Origin of the sequence: Komagataeibacter rhaeticus, from assembly GCF_011611525.1 — a bacterium.
GTDB lineage: Bacteria > Pseudomonadota > Alphaproteobacteria > Acetobacterales > Acetobacteraceae > Komagataeibacter > Komagataeibacter rhaeticus.
On record NZ_CP050139.1, the window covers coordinates 2728264 to 2748172 of the forward strand.

Annotated in this window: 17 protein-coding genes, 1 tRNA gene and 1 pseudogene; 8 read left to right on the top strand and 11 right to left on the bottom strand. The window is 59.6% G+C overall.

The genetic code is table 11. The features are described from left to right. Positions 1-16: 16 nt before the first annotated feature. Positions 17-691 (bottom strand): ATP-dependent Clp protease proteolytic subunit, encoded by a 675-nt coding sequence (locus GWK63_RS12440; protein ID WP_007397811.1) that lies wholly within the window; start codon positions 689-691, stop codon positions 17-19. Between the two features lie 306 nt (positions 692-997). Between GWK63_RS12440 and GWK63_RS12445 the strand changes: the two genes are divergently transcribed. The 7 genes from GWK63_RS12445 (at position 998) to GWK63_RS17285 (ending at position 7934) form a co-directional block, all read left to right on the top strand. Then, positions 998-1897 carry an OmpA family protein gene (locus GWK63_RS12445; RefSeq protein ID WP_007397809.1) on the top strand — a complete coding sequence of 300 codons (900 nt, stop codon included), beginning with the start codon at positions 998-1000 and terminating at the stop codon, positions 1895-1897. A gap of 88 nt (positions 1898-1985) precedes the next feature. Beyond that, a complete protein-coding gene (locus tag GWK63_RS12450; RefSeq protein WP_007397808.1) occupies positions 1986-3227 on the top strand; it encodes an LL-diaminopimelate aminotransferase in 1242 nt (413 codons plus the stop codon). Positions 3228-3253: 26 nt separating this feature from the next. Further along, positions 3254-4588: a homoserine dehydrogenase gene (locus tag GWK63_RS12455; protein ID WP_034928479.1), complete on the top strand. Its 1335-nt coding sequence runs from the start codon at positions 3254-3256 to the stop codon at positions 4586-4588. A 138-nt stretch (positions 4589-4726) separates the two neighbouring features. Continuing rightward, positions 4727-6571: a single-stranded-DNA-specific exonuclease RecJ gene (gene recJ / locus GWK63_RS12460; RefSeq protein ID WP_039998670.1), complete on the top strand. Its 1845-nt coding sequence runs from the start codon at positions 4727-4729 to the stop codon at positions 6569-6571. A 68-nt stretch (positions 6572-6639) separates the two neighbouring features. Next, positions 6640-6715: transfer RNA gene (locus tag GWK63_RS12465), tRNA-Glu, on the top strand. Positions 6716-6854: 139 nt separating this feature from the next. Next, positions 6855-7481: a site-specific integrase gene (locus tag GWK63_RS17280; RefSeq protein WP_007397803.1), complete on the top strand. Its 627-nt coding sequence runs from the start codon at positions 6855-6857 to the stop codon at positions 7479-7481. A gap of 51 nt (positions 7482-7532) precedes the next feature. Further along, on the top strand, positions 7533-7934 hold the full coding sequence (locus tag GWK63_RS17285; protein WP_007397802.1) for a tyrosine-type recombinase/integrase: 402 nt from the start codon (positions 7533-7535) through the stop codon (positions 7932-7934). 1 nt (position 7935) lies between these two features. Here the strand turns inward: GWK63_RS17285 and GWK63_RS12475 are convergent, their stop codons facing one another. Both GWK63_RS12475 and GWK63_RS12480 read right to left on the bottom strand, forming a co-directional pair. Then, entirely contained in the window at positions 7936-8250 is a 315-nt protein-coding gene (locus GWK63_RS12475; protein WP_039998669.1) for a hypothetical protein, read from the bottom strand. 166 nt (positions 8251-8416) lie between these two features. Further along, on the bottom strand, positions 8417-9886 hold the full coding sequence (locus GWK63_RS12480) for an aminotransferase class V-fold PLP-dependent enzyme (protein WP_007397800.1): 1470 nt from the start codon (positions 9884-9886) through the stop codon (positions 8417-8419). A 115-nt stretch (positions 9887-10001) separates the two neighbouring features. Here GWK63_RS12480 and GWK63_RS12485 point away from each other — a divergent pair, with 115 nt between their 5' ends. Next, on the top strand, positions 10002-10463 hold the full coding sequence (locus GWK63_RS12485) for an Lrp/AsnC family transcriptional regulator (RefSeq protein WP_007397799.1): 462 nt from the start codon (positions 10002-10004) through the stop codon (positions 10461-10463). A gap of 163 nt (positions 10464-10626) precedes the next feature. Here GWK63_RS12485 and GWK63_RS12490 read toward each other — a convergent pair whose 3' ends face one another. From GWK63_RS12490 to GWK63_RS12525, 8 genes and pseudogenes are all read right to left on the bottom strand, one after another. Next, a complete protein-coding gene (locus tag GWK63_RS12490) occupies positions 10627-13029 on the bottom strand; it encodes a TonB-dependent receptor (protein WP_223846530.1) in 2403 nt (800 codons plus the stop codon). A 79-nt stretch (positions 13030-13108) separates the two neighbouring features. After that, positions 13109-13505, bottom strand: a pseudogene (locus GWK63_RS12495) (transposase). Positions 13506-14029: 524 nt separating this feature from the next. Continuing rightward, a complete protein-coding gene (locus GWK63_RS12500; protein ID WP_237701079.1) occupies positions 14030-14437 on the bottom strand; it encodes a flavin reductase family protein in 408 nt (135 codons plus the stop codon). Positions 14438-14576: 139 nt separating this feature from the next. After that, positions 14577-15389 (bottom strand): GntR family transcriptional regulator, encoded by an 813-nt coding sequence (locus tag GWK63_RS12505; protein WP_007397794.1) that lies wholly within the window; start codon positions 15387-15389, stop codon positions 14577-14579. A gap of 22 nt (positions 15390-15411) precedes the next feature. Further along, complete coding sequence (locus GWK63_RS12510; protein ID WP_007397793.1) at positions 15412-16080, bottom strand: isochorismatase family protein; 669 nt, start codon at positions 16078-16080, stop codon at positions 15412-15414. Between the two features lie 15 nt (positions 16081-16095). Beyond that, positions 16096-17133, bottom strand: a complete 1038-nt coding sequence (locus tag GWK63_RS12515) for a M29 family metallopeptidase (protein ID WP_007397792.1) — start codon at positions 17131-17133, stop codon at positions 16096-16098. 42 nt (positions 17134-17175) lie between these two features. Further along, the gene (locus GWK63_RS12520) at positions 17176-18459 is read right to left on the bottom strand and encodes an amidase (RefSeq protein ID WP_007397791.1); all 1284 of its coding nucleotides are present in this window, start codon (positions 18457-18459) and stop codon (positions 17176-17178) included. Beyond that, positions 18456-19901, bottom strand: a complete 1446-nt coding sequence (locus tag GWK63_RS12525; RefSeq protein WP_007397790.1) for an amidase — start codon at positions 19899-19901, stop codon at positions 18456-18458. Before GWK63_RS12525 ends, GWK63_RS12520 begins: the two co-directional genes overlap by 4 nt. Positions 19902-19909 lie beyond the last annotated feature (8 nt).

The window sequence follows — 19909 nt, forward strand, 5'->3', positions numbered from 1 at the left end:
TCCGCCTTGTTCTGGATCAATGCAGGTCGGAGATCTTGTCGATCACGCGCGTGACCAACCCGTATTCAATCGCTTCCGGCGCGGACATCCAGTAATTGCGGTCGGTATCCTTGCACACCTTTTCGTACGGTTGCCCGGTTTCACGCGCGAACAGGTGGTTAAGCCGCGCCCGCATCTTGACGATCTCGCGCGCCTCGATGTCGATATCGGTGGCCGGTCCGCGCACGCCGCCCATGGGCTGGTGCAGCAGGAAACGCGTGTTGGGCAGGCAGAAGCGCCGCTCCTTATTGCCCGCGGCAAAGATCAGGGCGCCGGCGGAAGCCACCCATCCCGTGCCGATCATGTTGATGGGGGCCACCGAATCGACAAAGCGGATCATGTCGTGAATGGTGTCCCCACTCTCCACATGGCCACCGGGGGAGTTGACGTACACATCGATCGGCTTGTCCGACGCGCCGGCCAGCGCCAGCAGGCGGCCGGTCACATCGCGCGCGATCTTGTCGTTGATCGGGCCGAACACCAGAACCTTGCGCTGGTCGAACAGACGGCTTTCCAGTTCGCCAATGGGCGAGGAAAGGGTGCGGTTCTTGTCGGGTTCCTCGGTTTCCGGGCCCTGGGGTTCGGGAATATCGGGATCTCTCGGGTCTTCATCATCCATGCGGATGCGGTCTTTCGGCTGCATGCCGTTCATCGGGTTCTCCCTATTCTCCGGGACTGTCCTGGTCATGCCCCTATCCTGCGCCGCCTTGCGCCCGGTGCCAAGTCCCCCGGGCCGCAAAGGGCGACCGGGAGGGGATGCGGGGCGCAACCCCTCTCGCTAAGATCGGCATTGCAGGCTAGTTTGTCCGCATTGTGTCGTGTACAGGCCGAAACGGGCCACGGGAGCTAGAGATTGGGAAAGCGGGCAGCATCGCCAAGTCCCGGCAGATTTTTTTTTCCGCCAGCCGGGTGCGTCACCCCCGTACGGGCCGCATTCCTTGCCCTGCTGGCCACGGGCATGGGGGGCTGCGCGCACCATCAGGACACGGTCGACAACCTGTCCGACTGGTACCATCACTATCAGGGCGGCGTGATCAGCCAGCAGCGCCCCCCGCCGCCGGGCACGCACCAGCCCTATCCAAAGATCGGCCTGGGACCGACCAGGCCGCCGGAACTGCCCTCCCCCGACCTGCGCGAGGACATTACCGCCGACCTTGAGGCCCAGCGCGAACTCAACCAGCGCCAGGACGCGATCATGGGCACCATGCCCACGGCCGCCGACATCCCGCCCGTTCCCGGCCATCCGGTGGCGGGCAGCCAGTCCGCCTCGCTTCAGGCGGCCGACAGTCCGCCCGCGGCAGCCGGGGGCGCCACCGGCCATGGACCGGCCACCCCGAAGGGCGCGCGCGGCATGTCCACCCAGCCCGCGCCCGCGCGTGATGGCAACGGGCAGCTGCTCATGCCGGACGTCACCACCACGGTGCCCGATCACCCCGAGGCAATACCCGCCAACCTGCCCGCCATTGCAGCGGCCCCCCCCGCCCTGCCCGGCGTGGGCGGGATCAGCCTGCCCGACAACGCGCAGCGCGACGGGATGGACCTGCCCACCTACCACCTTGCCAGTCCCGATGACGGCGATCCGGTCCATTTCCTGCCCGGATCGGACCAGATCGAACCGGGTGAGGAAGACGTGGTGGACGCCACCGTCAGGCAGCGGGGCAACAGGTTCGTGATCGTGAACGGCTACGGCAATGCCGCCACCGCCACGGCGGAAGGGCAGACGGCGGCGCTGAACCTTGCCATCCTGCGCGCACGCACGCTGACACGCCTGCTGCTGGCGCGCGGGGTACCAGCCAGTCGCATTACGGTGCGCGCCCATGCCTTTGGCAATGGTGCAAGACTGGCCATCGTGCGCTAGAGTGGTGCCATGGCTGCCCCAGCAGGCAGCCCGGGCCTTATTCATCTCCAACCCGGCACGCCGCCGCGTGCCCTCAACAGAGCGTCCCATGACCGAAGAATTCCATCGTATCCGCCGCCTGCCGCCCTATGTCTTCGCCGAAGTCAACAAGGCCAAGGCCCAGGCCCGAGCGCGGGGGGAGGATATTATCGATCTGGGCATGGGCAACCCCGACACCCCCACCCCGCCGCATATCGTGCAGAAGCTGGTGGAAACGGTGGCCGACCCGCGCGCGCACCGCTATTCCGTAAGCCGTGGCATTCCCGGCCTGCGGCGAGCACTGGCGGGGTATTACGAACGCCGCTTCAACGTGAAGCTTGACCCCGAGACGGAAGTGATCGCCACCCTTGGTTCCAAGGAAGGGCTGGCCAACCTTGCGTCCGCCATCACCAGCCCCGGTGATACCATTCTGGTGCCCAACCCGTCCTATCCCATCCACCAGTTCGGCTTCATCATCGCCGGTGCGTCCGTGCGCTCCATTCCGGCAACGCCCGATGACGAGATGCTGGAGGCGCTGGAACGCGCGGTGCGCCATTCCGTGCCCAAGCCCACGGCGCTGATCGTCAACTTCCCCTCCAACCCCACCGCGTATCTGGCGGACATCGATTTCTACCGCAAGCTGGTGGCCTTTGCCCGCAGGCACGAAATCTGGATCCTGTCGGACCTGGCATATGCCGAAATCTATTTTAGCGACAACGTGCCGCCGTCCATCCTGGCGGTACCGGGGGCGAAGGACATCGCGGTGGAGTTCACGTCGCTGTCCAAGACCTATTCCATGGCAGGCTGGCGCATGGGATTTGCCGCGGGCAACCCGAAGCTGATCGCGGCCCTGACGCGCATCAAGTCCTATCTGGACTATGGCGCGTTCACCCCCATCCAGGTCGCAGCCGTCGCGGCACTCAGCGGTCCGCAGGACTGTGTTGCCGAGATTCGCGACATCTACCGCAAGCGCCGCGACGTGCTGATCCAGGGCCTGCATGCGGCGGGGTGGGACGTGCCATCACCCGACGGGTCCATGTTCGCGTGGGCGCCGATCCCGCAGCGGTTCCGTGAACTGGGCAGTGTCGGTTTTTCCAAGCTGCTGCTGGAAAAGGCCGGGGTTGCCGTGGCCCCCGGCCTTGGCTTTGGCGAGCATGGCGAGGGCTTCGTGCGGATCGGGCTGGTGGAAAACACCCAGCGCCTGCGTCAGGCCACGCGCTCCATCCGCCATTTCATGGCCGAACATGGCGGTATCGCCCCCACCACGCAGCAGGCGGCCCCCCTGCCTGATGAACAGCCCGCCCATTCATGACTGCCCAATCGGTTGACGGAAAAGAAATGACATCTTCCCCCTCCACGTCCGCCCCCCCGCCCCTGCGTATCGGTATTGCGGGGCTTGGCACGGTTGGCGCCGGCGTTGTCAGGCTGCTGCGTGAGAACGCGGGCCTGATCCGCGCCCGCGCGGGCCGCGAACTGGTTGTAACCGCCGTCAGCGCGCGTGACCGCACGCGTGACCGCGGAATCGACCTGTCCGGCGTGGCGTGGTGCGACACCCCCGAGGACCTGGCCACCCATCCCGATGTGGACGTTGTGGCCGAACTGATCGGGGGGGCGGAAGGTCCGGCACGGCTGACCGTCAGCCGCGCGCTGGAAAACCACAGGCCGGTCGTGACCGCCAACAAGGCGCTGATTGCCATTCACGGCGCGGAACTGGCCTGCACGGCACAACAGGCGGGCGTGCCGCTCATGTTCGAAGCGGCGGTGGCCGGTGGCATCCCCGCCATCAAGACCGTGCGCGAGGGGCTGGCCGCTGACCGGATTCTCAAGATCGGTGGCATCCTGAACGGCACCTGCAACTATATCCTCAGCGTCATGCACGAGACCGGGCGTGACTTTGCCGAGATCCTCGCCGATGCGCAGAAGCTGGGCTATGCCGAGGCCGATCCCTCGACCGACGTGGACGGCGTCGACACCGCCCACAAGCTGGCCATCCTGGCGGGGCTGGCCTTCGGGCGGCCGGTGGTGTTCGCCTCGCTCTATATCGAGGGCATCCGCCGGATCGGTGCGCTCGACCTGCAGTTCGCGCGCAAGATGGGCTACCGCATCAAGCTGCTGGGCATTGCCCGCCAGCATGAAAACGGGATCGAGGCCCGCGTGCACCCCTGCCTGGTGCCACAGGATGCCTCGCTGGCACAGGTCAATGGCGTGTTCAACGCCGTGGTGGCGGAAGGTGCCTTCGTCGGCCGGCTGATGCTGGAAGGCCGGGGGGCAGGTGAAGGACCGACGGCCACCGCCGTCTGTGCCGACCTGATCGACATTGCCCGAGGCTCCGCCATTCCGGTATGGGGCTGCGATGCCGACAGCCTGACGCAGGCGGTCGCCCTGCCCGCCAGGGAATTCACGGGCGAATACTACCTGCGGCTGAACGTGTGTGACCGCCCGGGGGTGATTGCCGATATCACGGCGGTGCTGCGTGACAATGGCGTCTCGCTGCGCAGCATGCTCCAGCATGCCGATGCGCACGAAATCCGGCCCGATGGAACGCAGGCCGTGCCACTGGTGCTGCTGACGCACAAAACCAACGAAGCCGCCATGCAGCACGCCCTGCACCACATTGCCGAACTGGAAGCGGTGCTGGACGAACCGGCCCTGATCCGCATTGACGCGGGGTGAATGACGGGCCGCGGGCGGTCCTGCCGCCCCGCCTGCCAGAAGGTGGCATGCCCCGGAACGTCCGGAAAAAAAGCATCACCAGAACGGCGCTCCTTTCAGGCAGCCCCCATCCGGTGACCATATAAAGGGATTCATTCCATGTCCGCTGACCTGCTGTCCTTCCCTAGCGCCACACTGTCCGGGGAGGACGGACAGGCGCCGGTCGTACTGGGCGTGACATGCAGTGTCACCGGCCGCCAGTGGCACTGGCGCGCGGGCGGGCAGGCCAGCCATACCGACCGCATGGGCATGGCCATTGCCCAGCAGGCCAACCTGCCCGAAATCGTAGGCCGCATGCTGGCCCTGCGCGGGATCGCACCCGAACAGGTCGGTACCTATCTTACCCCCACCCTCAACGACCTCATGCCCAATCCCTCCACCTTGGTGGACATGGATGCGGCCGCCGACCGTCTGGCCAGGGCCGTCAGCAGTGGCGAGACCGTGGGGCTGTTTGGCGATTATGACGTGGATGGCGCCTGCTCCACGGCCCTTCTGGCAACCTTCCTGCAGGAGCAGGGCTGCACGGTCCTGACCCATATTCCCGACCGCATGACGGAAGGCTACGGCCCCAATACCCCCGCCATTGCCGCCATGCAGGACAAGGGCGCCAGCCTGATCATATGCCTGGACTGCGGCACGGCGGCGGTGGACGTGCTGGAGCATGCCGGCCAGCGCAGTGACATCATCATTCTTGACCATCATCAGGTACAGGGCCCGCTGCCAGAGGTGGTGGCAACCGTCAATCCCAACCGGCCGGACTGCCCGTCCCGCCTGCACGGGCTGTGTGCGGCGGCGGTGACGTTCATGACCATTGTCGCAACCCGCCGCGCCCTGCGTGCGGCGGGCTGGTTCGACACCCGGCCCATGCCCGATCTGTGGGCCTGCATGGACCTGGTGGCACTGGCCACCGTGTGCGACGTGATGCCGCTGCGCGGGCTGAACCGGGCCTTTGTGACACAGGGGCTGAGAATCATGGGCAGGCGAAAGCGCGTGGGGCTGGCGGCACTGCTGGAAGTCGCGGGCGCGCGCGACCCGCTTTCCGCCTTTACCTGTGGCTTCGCGGTGGGACCGCGTATCAACGCGGGCGGACGTATTGCGGATTCCGGGCTGGGGCTGCGCCTGCTGCTGTGCACCGACCCGGCGGAAGCCCGCGTGTTGGCCGAACGTCTCAATTCCGTCAATCATAACCGCCAGAGTGTTGAATCCGGCATTCTGGACCGTGCAATGGAACTGGCCGCCGCCCAGCGCGCGCAGGGCAATGCCGTACTGGTGCTGAGCGGACGGGACTGGCACCCCGGCGTGGTTGGAATCGTGGCCGGGCGCATCAAGGAAAAATTCAACCGTCCCGTACTGGTCGGCGCGGAAATGGAAGATGGCAGCGTCAAGGGTTCCGCCCGTTCGGTCCCGGGGCAGGACCTTGGGGGCGCCATCATTGCCGCGCGGCAGGCGGGGCTGCTGTCCACCGGCGGGGGGCACGCCATGGCGGCGGGCTTTGGCCTGCCGGCTGCGGGCGTGCCCGCGCTGCAGGAATTCCTCAACCACCATCTGGCCACTGCCGCGGACCTGCCGGATGCGGTGGACCTGACCATTGACGCAGTGGTGAATGTCGCTGCCGCCACTGTGGAACTGGCAGCCGACATGGATCGCCTGGCCCCGTTTGGCACCGGCAATGACGAACCCCTGATCGCCCTGCCCCGCGTGCGCGTGGCCTATGCCGAGCGCATTGGCAGCGAGGGCAATACCCTGCGCCTGACACTGGAGGGGGAAGGTCGCGGCCCAAGGCTGAAGGCACTGGTGTTCCGTGCCAATGAAAGCCCGCTGGCCACCGTGCTGGAAGACCGCGATGGGCCACCCCTGCACCTGGCGGGCTGGCTGCGCGCGGAAAGCTGGAAAGGGCGGACATCCGCCACTTTCTTCATCCGTGACGTAGCGGTCGCCCAATAATTTCAATATTTCTGCAACAGGGGCTTGACCGCCCCCGCCCGTCGGGATACTTACCGCTCACGCCTTTAGTCCCGTTCGTCTAGAGGCCTAGGACACCGCCCTTTCACGGCGGCAACACGGGTTCGAATCCCGTACGGGACGCCAGCTACTTTACCGCAGTTCCCTGCGGATCTTGGCTGATTACAGGCACTTTCCTGATTTCCAATCAGTTGGACTTTGAGCCAATCCTGAGCCAAACAGGTTTCCGTCACTCAGGGATAGCTCAGTGATATCAGGGACTCTCATGAGCGAATCACAAAAGACGAATATCGACCCCACTACGGGCAGAGCGCTGCCAAAAGGCATCTGGTATCATAGCCCCAGCCAGTACCAAGCCCGGAAGATGGTGGACGGCAAACGTATCCGCAAAACATTCGCCTCAGCCGCTTTGGCTCGACGTTGGCTCAATGAAAAACGGGCCGAGATCGATCTGGGCCCGTTTCGTGATACCTCCGCCATCGACCGCATCCCAATCCGTCAGTTAATCGAACGCTATCGGGATGAGTGCATGGCCCACAGGGAGAATGACCGCATCGGTCATATCCCTGCCCTGCTTGACGATCCTGTGGCATCCTGCATGGCAGGCAAATGGAAACCTGCTGACGTACGTGGATTTCGTGACCGGATGATTGAGACGGGCTTTGCAAAAGGCACGGTCGTCAAACGCCCGGAAGGTGCGGATAAAAAACGCAATCGCCGCCTAGTCGGGAAAGAATATGACCTGATCCTGGAAGCCATGTCCAAGACGGAATATCCCGATGATGTCCTGATTGTGCGCTTTGCAATCGAACAGGGCACACGTCGGGGAGAGGCCATGGCTTTGCGCTGGCATGATGTTGACATGAAGCGCAACCTGCTCAGCCTGCTGTAAACGAAGAACATCCGAACCGCCAAGGTACAGGGGCCGGAAACCCGTCCCCTCATGCCCGGTGCAAAATCGATCCTGCTGGAAAAGCTGGCGATGCGGTCATCCGTTCCAGATCCTGGGGCGCATGTATTTGACGTAGGATCAGAAGACTCATTTTCCCTTCGGTTCGGACGACAGATAAAAAAATTCGGAGTTCATGACCTGACATTCCATGACCTCCGCCATGAAGCGACATCCCGCCTCGCAAAACTGTTTCCCAACCCGATGGACCTCAAGCGGATCACGGGCCACCGCGACCTGAAATCATTGGATCGGTATTACCAGCCTGAGACCTTTCCGATCTGGCTGATCGAGCCGCAAAACAGACCCGCTGAAAACGGATATGAAAGCTGTGCTTGCATGGCTTTCATATCTCAATGTCCGAAATCCCGTTCTTTCGTTGCCTTGACCGTTTAGGCTACGGTTGCGGGGCTGGACTGGTAGATATTCGTTCTCCGTAATCCAATTTTTGTGCCTTGGTGACGCCTTGCCGCTTCATTTCCCGTATAGCGGCGGATGGGTCTTTCAGCGCCATCTCCATAAGGCGGCTGTCGGAAACGTCATGAAGCCTGTTTTGAAGCTGGCGAAGATCAGTTCTGAAAGCCTCATACGCCTGAGCATCGGGATGCCGTTCCCATTCCCGATGCTTCTTGCATTCCTGCCTCTGTATGGCCTGCGCCACTTGCGTCATCGCCACTGACAGGCCTTCACGGATGACGGTAGCGGCATTCATATCATGATCGTCAAAGTCCGATTGGGAAAAAGGGCCACAGCCGCTCCATTTGCTCGTCCGTCAGCCAGAACAGGTCGCTCATCTCCAGTCTCATCACAGAGCCTGAAGCAGATTTCCGCAATCAAATCAATGGGCCCTGAGCCTAGCAGCCTGGGCGTCCAGAAATCTAGGGGCTATTCAGATCCAAAGATGGCCGTTCAACCCGGAACCGGGCGGTTCCGGTATCACACATATACGCCTGCATCGGGGCTGTCGGATTCCGGGCAAGTTCATCGACTGAGCGGATGATAAAATCTGCCTTGTCATCATTCATCAACGCACAGAAATTCAGGCGCGTCCAGCCCGGTTTTCTGATTTCATTACCGTTCAGGACAGCCTGACGCAGCGCATCGGACTGTGCCCTGCTGATGGCAAGCAGGCTGTGGGCATAGGGGCCGGCACAGGCACACCCGCCACGGGCCTGAATTCCATACAGATCGGATAACATGCGGGTAAACAGTTGCTGGTGCACCACATTGCCTGCCCTGTCCGTATGCACGCGGAAGGAAAAGATGGGCAGATAGTGCTGTGCCCGTGCATTACCCACAATTTCGATATGCGGGTTCTGCCGCCAGACCTGCTCCGCCCGGGTGCGCAGGCCGTTGTGGCGCGCATCAAGCCAGTGCTCCCCCATGGCATCCTTGACAAGAAAGGCCAGCGCCGCACGAATATCGCCAATAACATCAGGCGTGCCCGCTTCTTCCCGGCTTTCAAGGCTGGCGGTATAATCATGCCCCCAGGGTGAGACAAACCGCACCGTGCCACCCCCGGTAAGGACCGGTCGCGTGCGTGCGACCGCCGCATTACGGATAATCATGATCCCTGATGCTGCCGGCCCGCCCACGAATTTATGCGCCGAGATAACAACCGCGTCCTTCTCGTACAACGTGCCCGCCCGCATGTTGATGGGCAGATACGGGCCGCCGCCCGCGTAATCCCACACGGCCAGCGCGCCATGGGATTTGAGAACTTTCGTTACCGCATCCACATCCGTAATAATGCCTGTTACGTTGGATGCGGCCGAGAAGGCGCCAAGTCGCAGGCGCGCGGGATCGGCTTCGGCCAGCGCCCTGTCGAGTTGCTCCAGGTCCGGGCCACCACATGCAGCCTCGCCAATGGTGATGACCTCTGCCCCGCTTTCGCGCCACGGCAGGATGTTGGAATGATGTTCATACGGACCGATGAACACTACGGGCCGCCTGCTGGCTGCCGTCGCTTCGGGTACCCCCAGCAGATGGACCAGTCGGTTAAGCCCCGCTGTTGCACCTGCACCGCAAAACACAGTGGAGAACCCCTCTCCCGCACCGCACAGCCGGGCAATATGTGCACGCGCGGCCTGGCGTATGCGGGTCATGTAACTGCCGCAGAAAGAAGCCTCGGTATGGGAATTGGCATAATAGGGCAGCACACGCGCCAGCACGAAATCCTCGACCTGCTTCAACGCCCGGCCTGAGGCAACATAATCGGCATAAACAAGGGGCTTTATACCAAATGGGCCAGGCAAGGGGGCGCCCTCCCCGATCAGGCCATTGCTGAGGCTGTCATGACCACCGAGCCGTAGGCCTGCCATAAAATCCGCAAAAAACGTCTCATCCATCTGCATGGCCTATCCCCAAAAAAGCGTGTTACAGAAGGATTTTAATTGGATTATGGGCAATATTTTTCCCTATTTAATACTATAAATCAAAGATCATGTTGTCATATGATCTGGCATGAACAAGAAACCTGATTCTTTTGATCGTGCCATCCTACGCACCCTGCAAAAGGATGCCGGCCTGTCACAGCGCGACCTGGCCGCGCGTGTCGGTCTGTCACAAAATGCCTGCTGGCGGCGGCTTAATGCCCTGCGAGCAGCAGGACTTGCGGGTACGCACACCCTGCGGCTTGATCCGGCAAAGTTGGGTCTGGGGCTTACGGTTTTTGTCATGATCCGCACACGCAGCCATTCGCATGAATGGCTGGAACGGTTTCACAAGGCGGTCAATGACATTCCCAATGTAATAGATTTTTACCGCATTGCCGGTGATTACGATTATATGCTCAAGATCCTGACACAGGACATGGAAACGTTCGACCGGATATATCGCACGCTCATAAGCCGGGTGGATCTGGATACGGTAACGTCCTGTATTGCAATGGAAACAATTGCCGCCAACCGCGACCTGCCGATCTGAACGGCGAGGTGTCAGGTCTGGCTGGAATACCGTACCATCAGGCTATGTTGCATGCAGAAGGGAGTACCGGCCGTGCCAGATCATGATCTGGCGCGCGAACCAGATGCCACCGCACTGGCCTTCATGGTATCAGGAGGGCTGACATAGCCCCCCCTGTGTTGTTTTAAAAAGAAGTGGAGATCGAACCCGTCATGGAAAAACGCGGTTCAACGATATAGGTATTGGGGGAGTTGTAATCAGGATCTGACATCATGCCATTCATGAGGCGAACGGAATTTGCATTGGTTGTCACACCCGTCGTTCCGGTCCTGACAATAGATCCGGTCAGGTTGGTAAAGTTGAGCCGGAACGTGGGCGTCTGCATGAAGCTGTACGAATGGAAATGATAGCCCAGCGCCAGTGTATCGGAAACATAACCTGGCATTCTTTCGTCCCCTGCCAGTGAAGTGGACTGCGAACTGGCATAGTGAAGACCGAAATTGGAGAAGAACCCCTTGTAAGTATATGTCAGGCCAAAGTTTGCCAGCACATGCGGTGCCATGACCGCATTATGTCCCTTGGTGGGCATATACGATCCATCCAGCGGGATATTGGAATCCATGGTCGCATTCAGGTATTCAATGGATGCATAAGGGCTGAAACCGTGAATGGGGCGTGCCCCCACCATCAGGTCAAAGCCGCGGGATGTCTGGTTACCACCATTGATGGTGGCTGTCTGTCCTGCCCCTTCATACACATTCAGCAGGCGGTCCGTGATGTTGTAATTGAAGAAGGAGAGGTCAACAATGATATGCTTGTCGTTATACCGGTAACCCAGTTCTTCCTTGATCGAATACTGGTTCTTGGGCAGCTGGTTTACGTTACTGGCAACATACAGGCTCTGTGGCGCGGGCTGGCGGAAATCGCCTTCAGCATTGATGTATATCTGGTGATGCGGGTTAAACCTGTAACTGACCGAAAAATGCGGCATCGGCACATTTGAATTGCGACCCAGGTTGAAATAGCTCTTCCCGGTTTCATCATAGTATGTGTTTTTTGCCCAGTAATCGATCATGGCGTATTTCAGGCCCGCACTGACAATAAGCCGGTCACGGAAATACTTTTCGGTATCCTCAATAAACAGGGCGTTCAGTTCGTATCCTGAATGCAGCATCCCGTAACTGACGGGCTGGCCGCTGGCATAGAACAGTTGTGCAGATTTATCACTTACACTGGGTGAAGCACCGTTCCCATCCGTAACGGACAGCGGCATGGAGTATGTCTGGTCATTGTGTTCATACCAGTATCCAAAAGTCAGATGATTGTGGCGACTCAGTTTGGCCGTAACACTGGCAACTGCACCAATCTGGAGCATATTATTCTGGTTGAAAAAATACGTTAGTGGCTGCCCACCACTGACCGATGCGCCATTACCTGCAAAGTATTCTCCAGTATAATCTGCCGTCCCGGCCCCATCAGAAGTCGACCCTGTGGCCGCGTTCAGGTAAGGCTTGAAATCAAAGCTGATACGCCGGGTTGCCACAAAATGCATGGGCGCCGACATGGTGAACTCATTCCAGTGGGTCGTATTGTTACGCCAATAATCATTATTGGACGGATCAAACGAGGCCGAACGGCCATATCCGTTGCCGGTATGTTTATATTCGTAGAATTCATCCGCTGTCGGATAGTTGGACATCATCGCGTCCGTCCGATCATAGGAGGCGAACAGTTTGATGTTGGATCCGTTATCAAAGTCCTTCTGGATCCCGATATCAACATTCTTCCGTTCGTTGATACCTGCTCCCATCCATGAACGCGCATGTGTATTGGAAAAGGAAATATAGGACCTTACACCACTATTCAGTATGTCACCCGATTCAAGGCGGATGAACTCACGGGAGAGATTGTTGCTGCCGTAAGAGAAATCCACCATGCCACCGAATTTGTGCGATGGCGTATGCGTTACCACATTCATGACACCCGCAGCAGATGATGTTACGGGAAGATCAATGCTGGAACTGCCTGGCGTTACATTGACGGCCTCCATATCCTCGGAATCAATGGCTTCGTTTACGTAGCCAAAGCCGGCAACAGGCCCACCATTGACCATGATGGTCATGTCACTATCGGTCAGACCACGGATTTCAGCCGAACCGGTCGCTGAACCGGTCACACCCGATGTGTTTTCCGTCGCGACATTCATGCTGGGCAGGTTTCTGACAAGATCGACCACCGAGCTCTGCGGACTCTGGGCTGCGATATATTCTTTGCCAACACTCTGTACGGCATGGGAGGCGGTTTCCAGACGCATCATTCCCCCCCCCCCGTTACGCGCATCACGATCCATCTTTACATTGATGGTTTCTTTCTGCGTGGCCATAAGGGGCGTATCTTTCTGCCCCACAGGTGCCGGGTGCTTTACATCGTGTGGGCTGCCCTGCTTTTTCTGGCTGGCTACGGGGCTTTTTTCTACTGGCACGGCCGCATGGGCGCATGTTTCAGTTACGAACAGAGCCGTAGTGGACCACAGCAGCAAAAGAAGGCGAGGATCATTCTTGCGGAAAGGGGGAATCTGGATTCGCATTTCTTGCCTCACAAAACATTATATATTTAAGAACGCCTCATTACTTCATAATAAAAATATTTTACTGTTAGAGCCTGAATCAGAAAGCGGTTTGATTGATTTTTCGCAGAACTCTGCGGATATGGGCAATCATCAACCACGCGTGGGATGAAGAGATTGTTGCCTCGACATCCTTCGTGAGGCGACGGCAGCGTCCGAGCCATGCAAAGCTGCGCTCCACGATCCAGCGTTTGGGCAGGACGACGAAGCCTTCGGCCCGATCGCTACGCTTGACGATCTCGATCGTCCATCGGCCGAGTTCAGCCAGCGCACCACGCAACTTCTCGCCGGCATAAATCCGTACGTCGTGGTCTCCCCAGTCGTTTCTTCTCGGGCATCAAAGGCGCAATCAGCGCCCACTCCGCATCGCGAAGGTCGCTTGCATACTCCAGGTCGTCCCGGCGATACTGCGCGCGGGTGATTTCAGTCCAGGCCATCTTGATCTCATCAGGTTATCGCAAACCCATGAATCATAATCCACTGAAATCACTCAACTCATTTTCGGTCAGACACTTATAAATTAACGCTGCAAAACGTTGTGACAGAATTGACTACTGTAAGATTTCGTTCGTGATTTCAATCAACTGAACCACCAATTGTCATAACACGTTCCCCAATTCATCCGTGCCAGGGAACTCTCATGGGTATTGATACAGATAGAAAAATACATGTAATAACCTGCTCATAGCATTCGTTTATACACGAATTATTCCATGAAGAATGCTCATGCATTTCGATAACGAAACTATATTCTTATACACCACACCATAGGTGTCATATCAAGTTAATTGTCCCTGTCAGGGCGGGAGGCAACGCATGTGTTGCAAATTTATTACTATAATTCCCGCCACACTGGCGGAACCAATTTTTACGAGGAAGTATTCCGAATATTATTCAGTCACTTAAGGTTTTTACTGTGTTGGAACAGACACTGCAAAACCTGGGATCATTTTCTCCGCTATCAGGCCGGAATAAGCGAAAACTGTCCATAATTGCGCCGGCAGTGCACAAGAACATCATGTCCGCCCATGTTTACTTCCATGACACGGCCGATAATGACCATGTGCGTCCCGGCCTCTACCTTTGTTTCCACAACGGCATGAAAGGATGTGGATGCACCATTCAGGAACAGGCTGCCGTGTTCCCTGCCCCGTGTCCACTGTGCACAGGCAAAATCATATGGGCGGAATTTTTGAGAACGCCCTGAAAACACATCGGAAATATCATGCTGTGTTGCCGCAAGCATGTTGATGGTCATGCTGCCATTTGCACAGATCGCTGCCACGGCCGGGCTTTTGCGATTGATGCAGGCCAGGATCATTGGCGGATCAGCCGAAACTGAGGAAACGGCACTGACCGTCACCCCCATCCTGCCTGCATCGCCATCCGTAACCACGACAGATACGGAATGGGCTGCGTGCCCCATGGCGCTGATGAATGCATCGCGCATGGCTTTCATTTCCATTGCCGTTATTTCCCTTGTTTATGTGTTGGGTAAAGCGACATGTTCACAGTTCCCATGTCGTGTCTTCCATATCGAACAGGCTGCGCCTGGTGTTTGCAGCCAGTTGCATTTCATTCCCTACCCGCTTGAGCGACATACGGTAGCTGAAGCGGTCCCAGCGCAGTGATGCAACAAGCAGGCCCATCGGGCGACCTTCGGCATTGCGCATTAGGCGCCGTATGCAGAACACCGGGGCACCGATGGCAATGTCCAGATGCCGCGCTATGGCCTTGTTGCACGGTGCCGCACTCATGATCTGGTCCGCGCTGGCCACAACATGCCCCTGGGCGCGCCATATATCGATCAACTGCTTCTGTCCCAGCAACTCCTCGTTGATACCCACGGCAAAATCAGGTGCGATATGAACGGATGTGTGGTTGATCGGGTCATTGCGCCGCCGCCGCAGGCGGGTGCTCCACAGTACCTTTTCCTCCGGGTTTACTTCCAGCAGGTCCGCCAGTACCTCGCCTGCCGAAACCCATGCAAAATGCAGCACTTCGGGGCGCATATTCGCACCGATCGAATGGAGCGTCTCGATCTCGTCTTCCACGTCCGCCACAATGGGTGGCAGGCGCGCCAGCACGCGGGCACTACGGCCCTTGCTCCGTTCGATCAGGGCCGCCTTTTCCAGCTCGTCACAGGCCCGGCGGATTGTAATCCGCGAGACCTTGAAGCGCTTTTCAAGCAGGAGTTCACTCGGGAGTGCTCCCTGTTTATCGTAGCGCCCACCCAGGATCTCATCTCTCAGGGCCTGAAATACTTCCTGATATAAAGGTTGCTTGACCCGGTTAGGCACCTTTGGTGTCTGTGCTGTCATGTCCTGCCATCGTACGTTGGGATTATGTGTCGCTCAACTTCTCATAATACTCCTTAACTTTCTGGACAGGCAGGACATCCGCATATTTTTTATGCATGTCATACAAATTGGCGAAATGCGGGCTTTCATGCAGGTCGGCCACACATTCCTCCGGCACGATCACCCGGTAGCCACGGGACAGGCCATCGACCACCGTGGCCCGCACGCAGCCCGACGTGGAACCACCGGTCACGATCAGGGTGTCGCATTTGAGGAACGTCATGAGCGACTGCAGGTTGGTTTCGTGGAATGCGGATGGCATGAGCTTGTTGACCACATGGTCACCCGGCATGATCTTCAGGCGCGCATCAAGTGCTGCACGGTCCGAGCCGCGCTTGATGTTCTGCAGGGAATCAGGCGTGTCGTCACGTGTACCGAAAACACCGCAATCCAGGCCATCATCGCGAAAGGCGACATAGGTCCAGTACACCGGCAGCCCCTTTGCGCGGGCCAGTGCGGCCAGGGTGTTGACATACTCCGTCTGCCGGGGGTCCGTCTCATACGCGGTTACGTATTTGCCGACCTGGGTATAGGCATTCTGTAGGTCAACATTGACCAGCATCGGCCGCCTGCCAAAACCGTAACGCATATGGGCCGTCTGTTCGCGCAGGCGCGTGAACATCTGGCGTGCTGTATCATTGGAAAGTTCCATGCGATCCTCTTCCCGTCACGCCGGCTGCATGGCCGGATCAACGACAACGCCGTTTTCAACAATCAGCGTGTCATCAAGATAAAGACTGCATCCCCGCATCGGGATATCCATGTGGCAGGCGGTATCATTCGTGCCACCCAGTTCCGTATTGGGCCCGAGCGAGAACAGGACATTGCCGTAATAGGCAAGGCCATTCACACCGATTTCGCTATCGCCCTGCCGCGTTGTGGACAGGTGGGTCCAGCGCGCAAGATGGTTAAGCCCCCAGCCAATATGTGATACCGCATAGGCCCGGGGGTCGTTGTAGCTTTCAATATACCCACGGAACAGTTCGGCATCCAGGCCATCGCCTGCAATATGGGTCACCATCCCCCGCTCAATGGTCAGGGTTATGGGACTGGCCACGTAACGGCGCAGGGCCACGACAATATCGCCCGGTGCCAGGACAACCTTGCCATTTACGGCACCGTCATTCCCCTGCGAGAGCAGGAACCCCGAGGGAAAATGGTCCCAACGCCCCGGCGTATCCGTAAAGCCATATTCCGTCATGACGGGATACTGCCCCATTTCATAACGGACATCCGTACCATGGGGCGATGTCACGCGCAGGGTCCTGGCCCGTCCCAGCAACGCCTCGCCATATTCCACACGCTGGCGCAACTGCTGTGTGGGGAACATCTTTTTCAGCACGTCAAAAGGTTCGTGCACAAACAGCATGCGCGTGCCGCTGGCAGTGATCTCGTTCTGCTCGTGCGAGAACAGCAGGCCCACCAGATCAATGACAATGTCGGCCGCTTTCAGCGCTTCGATCGCTGGGCGGTTGCCTGCCAGCGGCGTGCGCCCCACCTCGCCCGCAATACCCATTTTCGTGCGCGGGGGCAGATTGATCTGAAACGCTTCCGCCCCCAGAAGGGTCGCAGCACCCAGGAACGCGCGGGCGTAATCAGCGCGCGTCGTCCCTTCGCTCAGCACGATCAGTACCTGTCCCGTCGATACCTTGCAAAGCTTCAGTTCTTCCCTGAACAGTTCAAGAAGTTCGATATCGGTCGCCATTTCATGAATTCCCTTATGTCAGTGCAGCAGCATCAGGTTCAGTCATTCAGCACCCAGAACTGTCTCCAGCGCCGTCGCTACCGCCAGCAGTGATGCATCCGCACCCATGGCGCCAACACATTGCACGCCCAGCGGCATACCCCCCGCGCCATGCCCCGCGGGCAGGGAGACGCATGGCAGGCCAAGCTGGGTCCAGCCCCGATTGAAAACCGGGTTCCCGGTGCTGGACAGCCCCAGCGGGGCTTCCCCCGGCGCGGGTAGCGTCAGCACCGCATCCAGGCCCGTCATGGCCTCTTTCCACAAAGCGCGTTCGCGGCAGGCCACAGCCTGCGCGGCATCATAAACCTGCGCTGTCGTGACAGGAGAAATCTGGATATTTTCATAAGTGCGCGGTTGCAGCCCTGCGCCATCTCCCAACCGCTCATACGCTAGGGCCCGGGGCACTTCCCACGACATGATTGCGGTATGGGCTGCCATAAGCGCGCCAAAGTCACCGGGGTCGGGCAGTTCCACAATCTCATGCCCGGCCGCACGGAACCGGTCCAGCGCACGCTCGAAAACCGCAAGTGCCGCAGGTGTCGCCTCATGCCAGAACACGGGACGGAACACACCAAGACGGAGCTTTTGCGCTGCCGTTCCCGCCTGGGCTTCCAGCGGGCGCTGGGCCAGAACGGACGCGACAAGGGCAACATCCGCCACACGCCACCCCAGCAGGCCGACCGTGTCCAGCGTCTCGCACAGGACCTTGATGCCCGTGCGGTCGATCAGGCCATAGCTGGGCTTATAGCCAACAATACCACAGAAGGCGGCAGGGCGGATTGTGGAACCCGATGTCTGGGTACCAAGGGCCACCGGCACCACCCCGGCCCCCACCGCCGCGGCCGACCCGCTAGAGGAACCACCGGGCGTATGCGCCGGGTCATAAGGGTTGCGGGTCTTGCCGGGCGCCACAAAGGCGAATTCGGTCGATACCGTCTTGCCTACAATCAGCGCCCCTTCCGCGCGCAGCATCGCCACGCAACCGGCATCCGATGCGGGTCGGGTGCCTTCGTAATGCCGAGAGCCATACCCTGTGGGCAGGTCATGCGTATCGATCACATCCTTTATGCCCACCGGCAGGCCGTGCAGCCTGCCCTTATGCGGCCGTGCATCGAGTTGCCGGGCCTGAAGGCGCAGGTATTCAGGATCAAAGCAGTGCCATGCGCCAAGGGTGGGCTCGGTCAGGTCGATGGCCTCGATCAGGGCTTCAGCCAGGGCCGCCACCATGCCTGTGCCAGCCTGTACCTGCCGGACCATCTGACGCAATGCAAGAAGCCGTTCCTTCATGACACGCCCTTCCACCCGATACAGGTATAATGCCATGGCGCGGCCCGCTCGATCTGGCCCGCCAGCGCCATCAAAACTCCGTCATTGCCCAGAGCAGCCCCGAAATGTACGCCAACCGGCAAACCCTGCCCCTGCAGCCCCATGGGAATGCTCATCCCCGGGCAGCCCGTTGCATTATGCACGGCGGTAAACGGCCCATGTGCGCAGAAACGGTCATAGAAGGCTTCGGCATCCTCATCATGGCATGCCAGTTCCCCCAGCCGTGGCGGGGGCGTTGCAGCAGCGGGCGTGAGGAAGACGTCATACATCTCGAAACTGCGGCCACAACTCCGCCCGGCCGCGCGTATCGTGTTCAGTGCAAGGGCGTAATCGACTGCCGAAAGGCCGCTGGCCCAGCGCATCCATGCGGCGTTAACCGGCTCCAGCATTGAAAAACGGTCCCTGAGCCCGATTTTCTTTTCCTGTGCCTGGACACCTGTCAGTGCGGCTATACCCACAATAACTCGCCAAGCGTCCTTTACCGCCACAGCGTCATACGCCATTTCAGCTTCTTCCACCTCATGCCCGAGTTCCGCGCACAGGGCCGCAGCGCGCGCAACCGCATCGCGACAGTCGGCATGGACCGCCCCGCCCAGCGGGGAGCGGGTGCTGACGCCTATGCGCAGCCGTCTGGGGTCACGGGCCACTTCCTGCATGTAAGGCCGCTCAGAGGCCTTCACGGCATAAGGATCACCCGGTTCGGGCCAGGCGCAGGCATCGAGCATGGCCGCACTGTCACGCACGGAACGGGTAATGCAATGCGGGGCGGACATGCCGGCCAGGGCCTCGCCAATGACCGGGCCCATCGGTACACGCATGCGGCTGGGCTTGAAGCCGAATACACCGCAATGCGCCGAGGGCAGCCGGATGGAACCCGCCCCGTCGGATGCATGGGCAATGGGTACGATACCCGCCGCGACGGCCGCGGCGGCACCACCGCTTGACCCGCCGGGACTGTAGTCGGGATTCCACGGGTTGTGTGTTGCCCCCTGTGCCAGGGGTTCGGTTGTAAAACTCAGCCCCAGTTCGGGGGTATTGGTCTTGCCCAGCAGGACAAGACCAGCCTCCCGATAACGCGTGATCAGCGTACTGTCCGCAATCGAGATATTGCCGCGGAACAGCGCACTGCCACTGGTCATTGGCGCACCGGCAACGGTAACGCCGGTATCCTTGACCAGCAGCGGCACCCCAACCAGCATGCCCTCGGCCGGGACACCGTGGGCCACGGTCTGCCGGGCCATGTCGTCAAGGCGATGTGCAACCGTGTTCAGGACCGGATCGAGTGCATCAATCCGTGCAATGGCGCATTCCACAATCTCGGCAGGCGACACTTCCTTGCGACGGACCCATTCCGCCAGCTGCACGGCATCCGCGCGTACATAATCGTCAGCGTTCAGGCTCATTGCACATC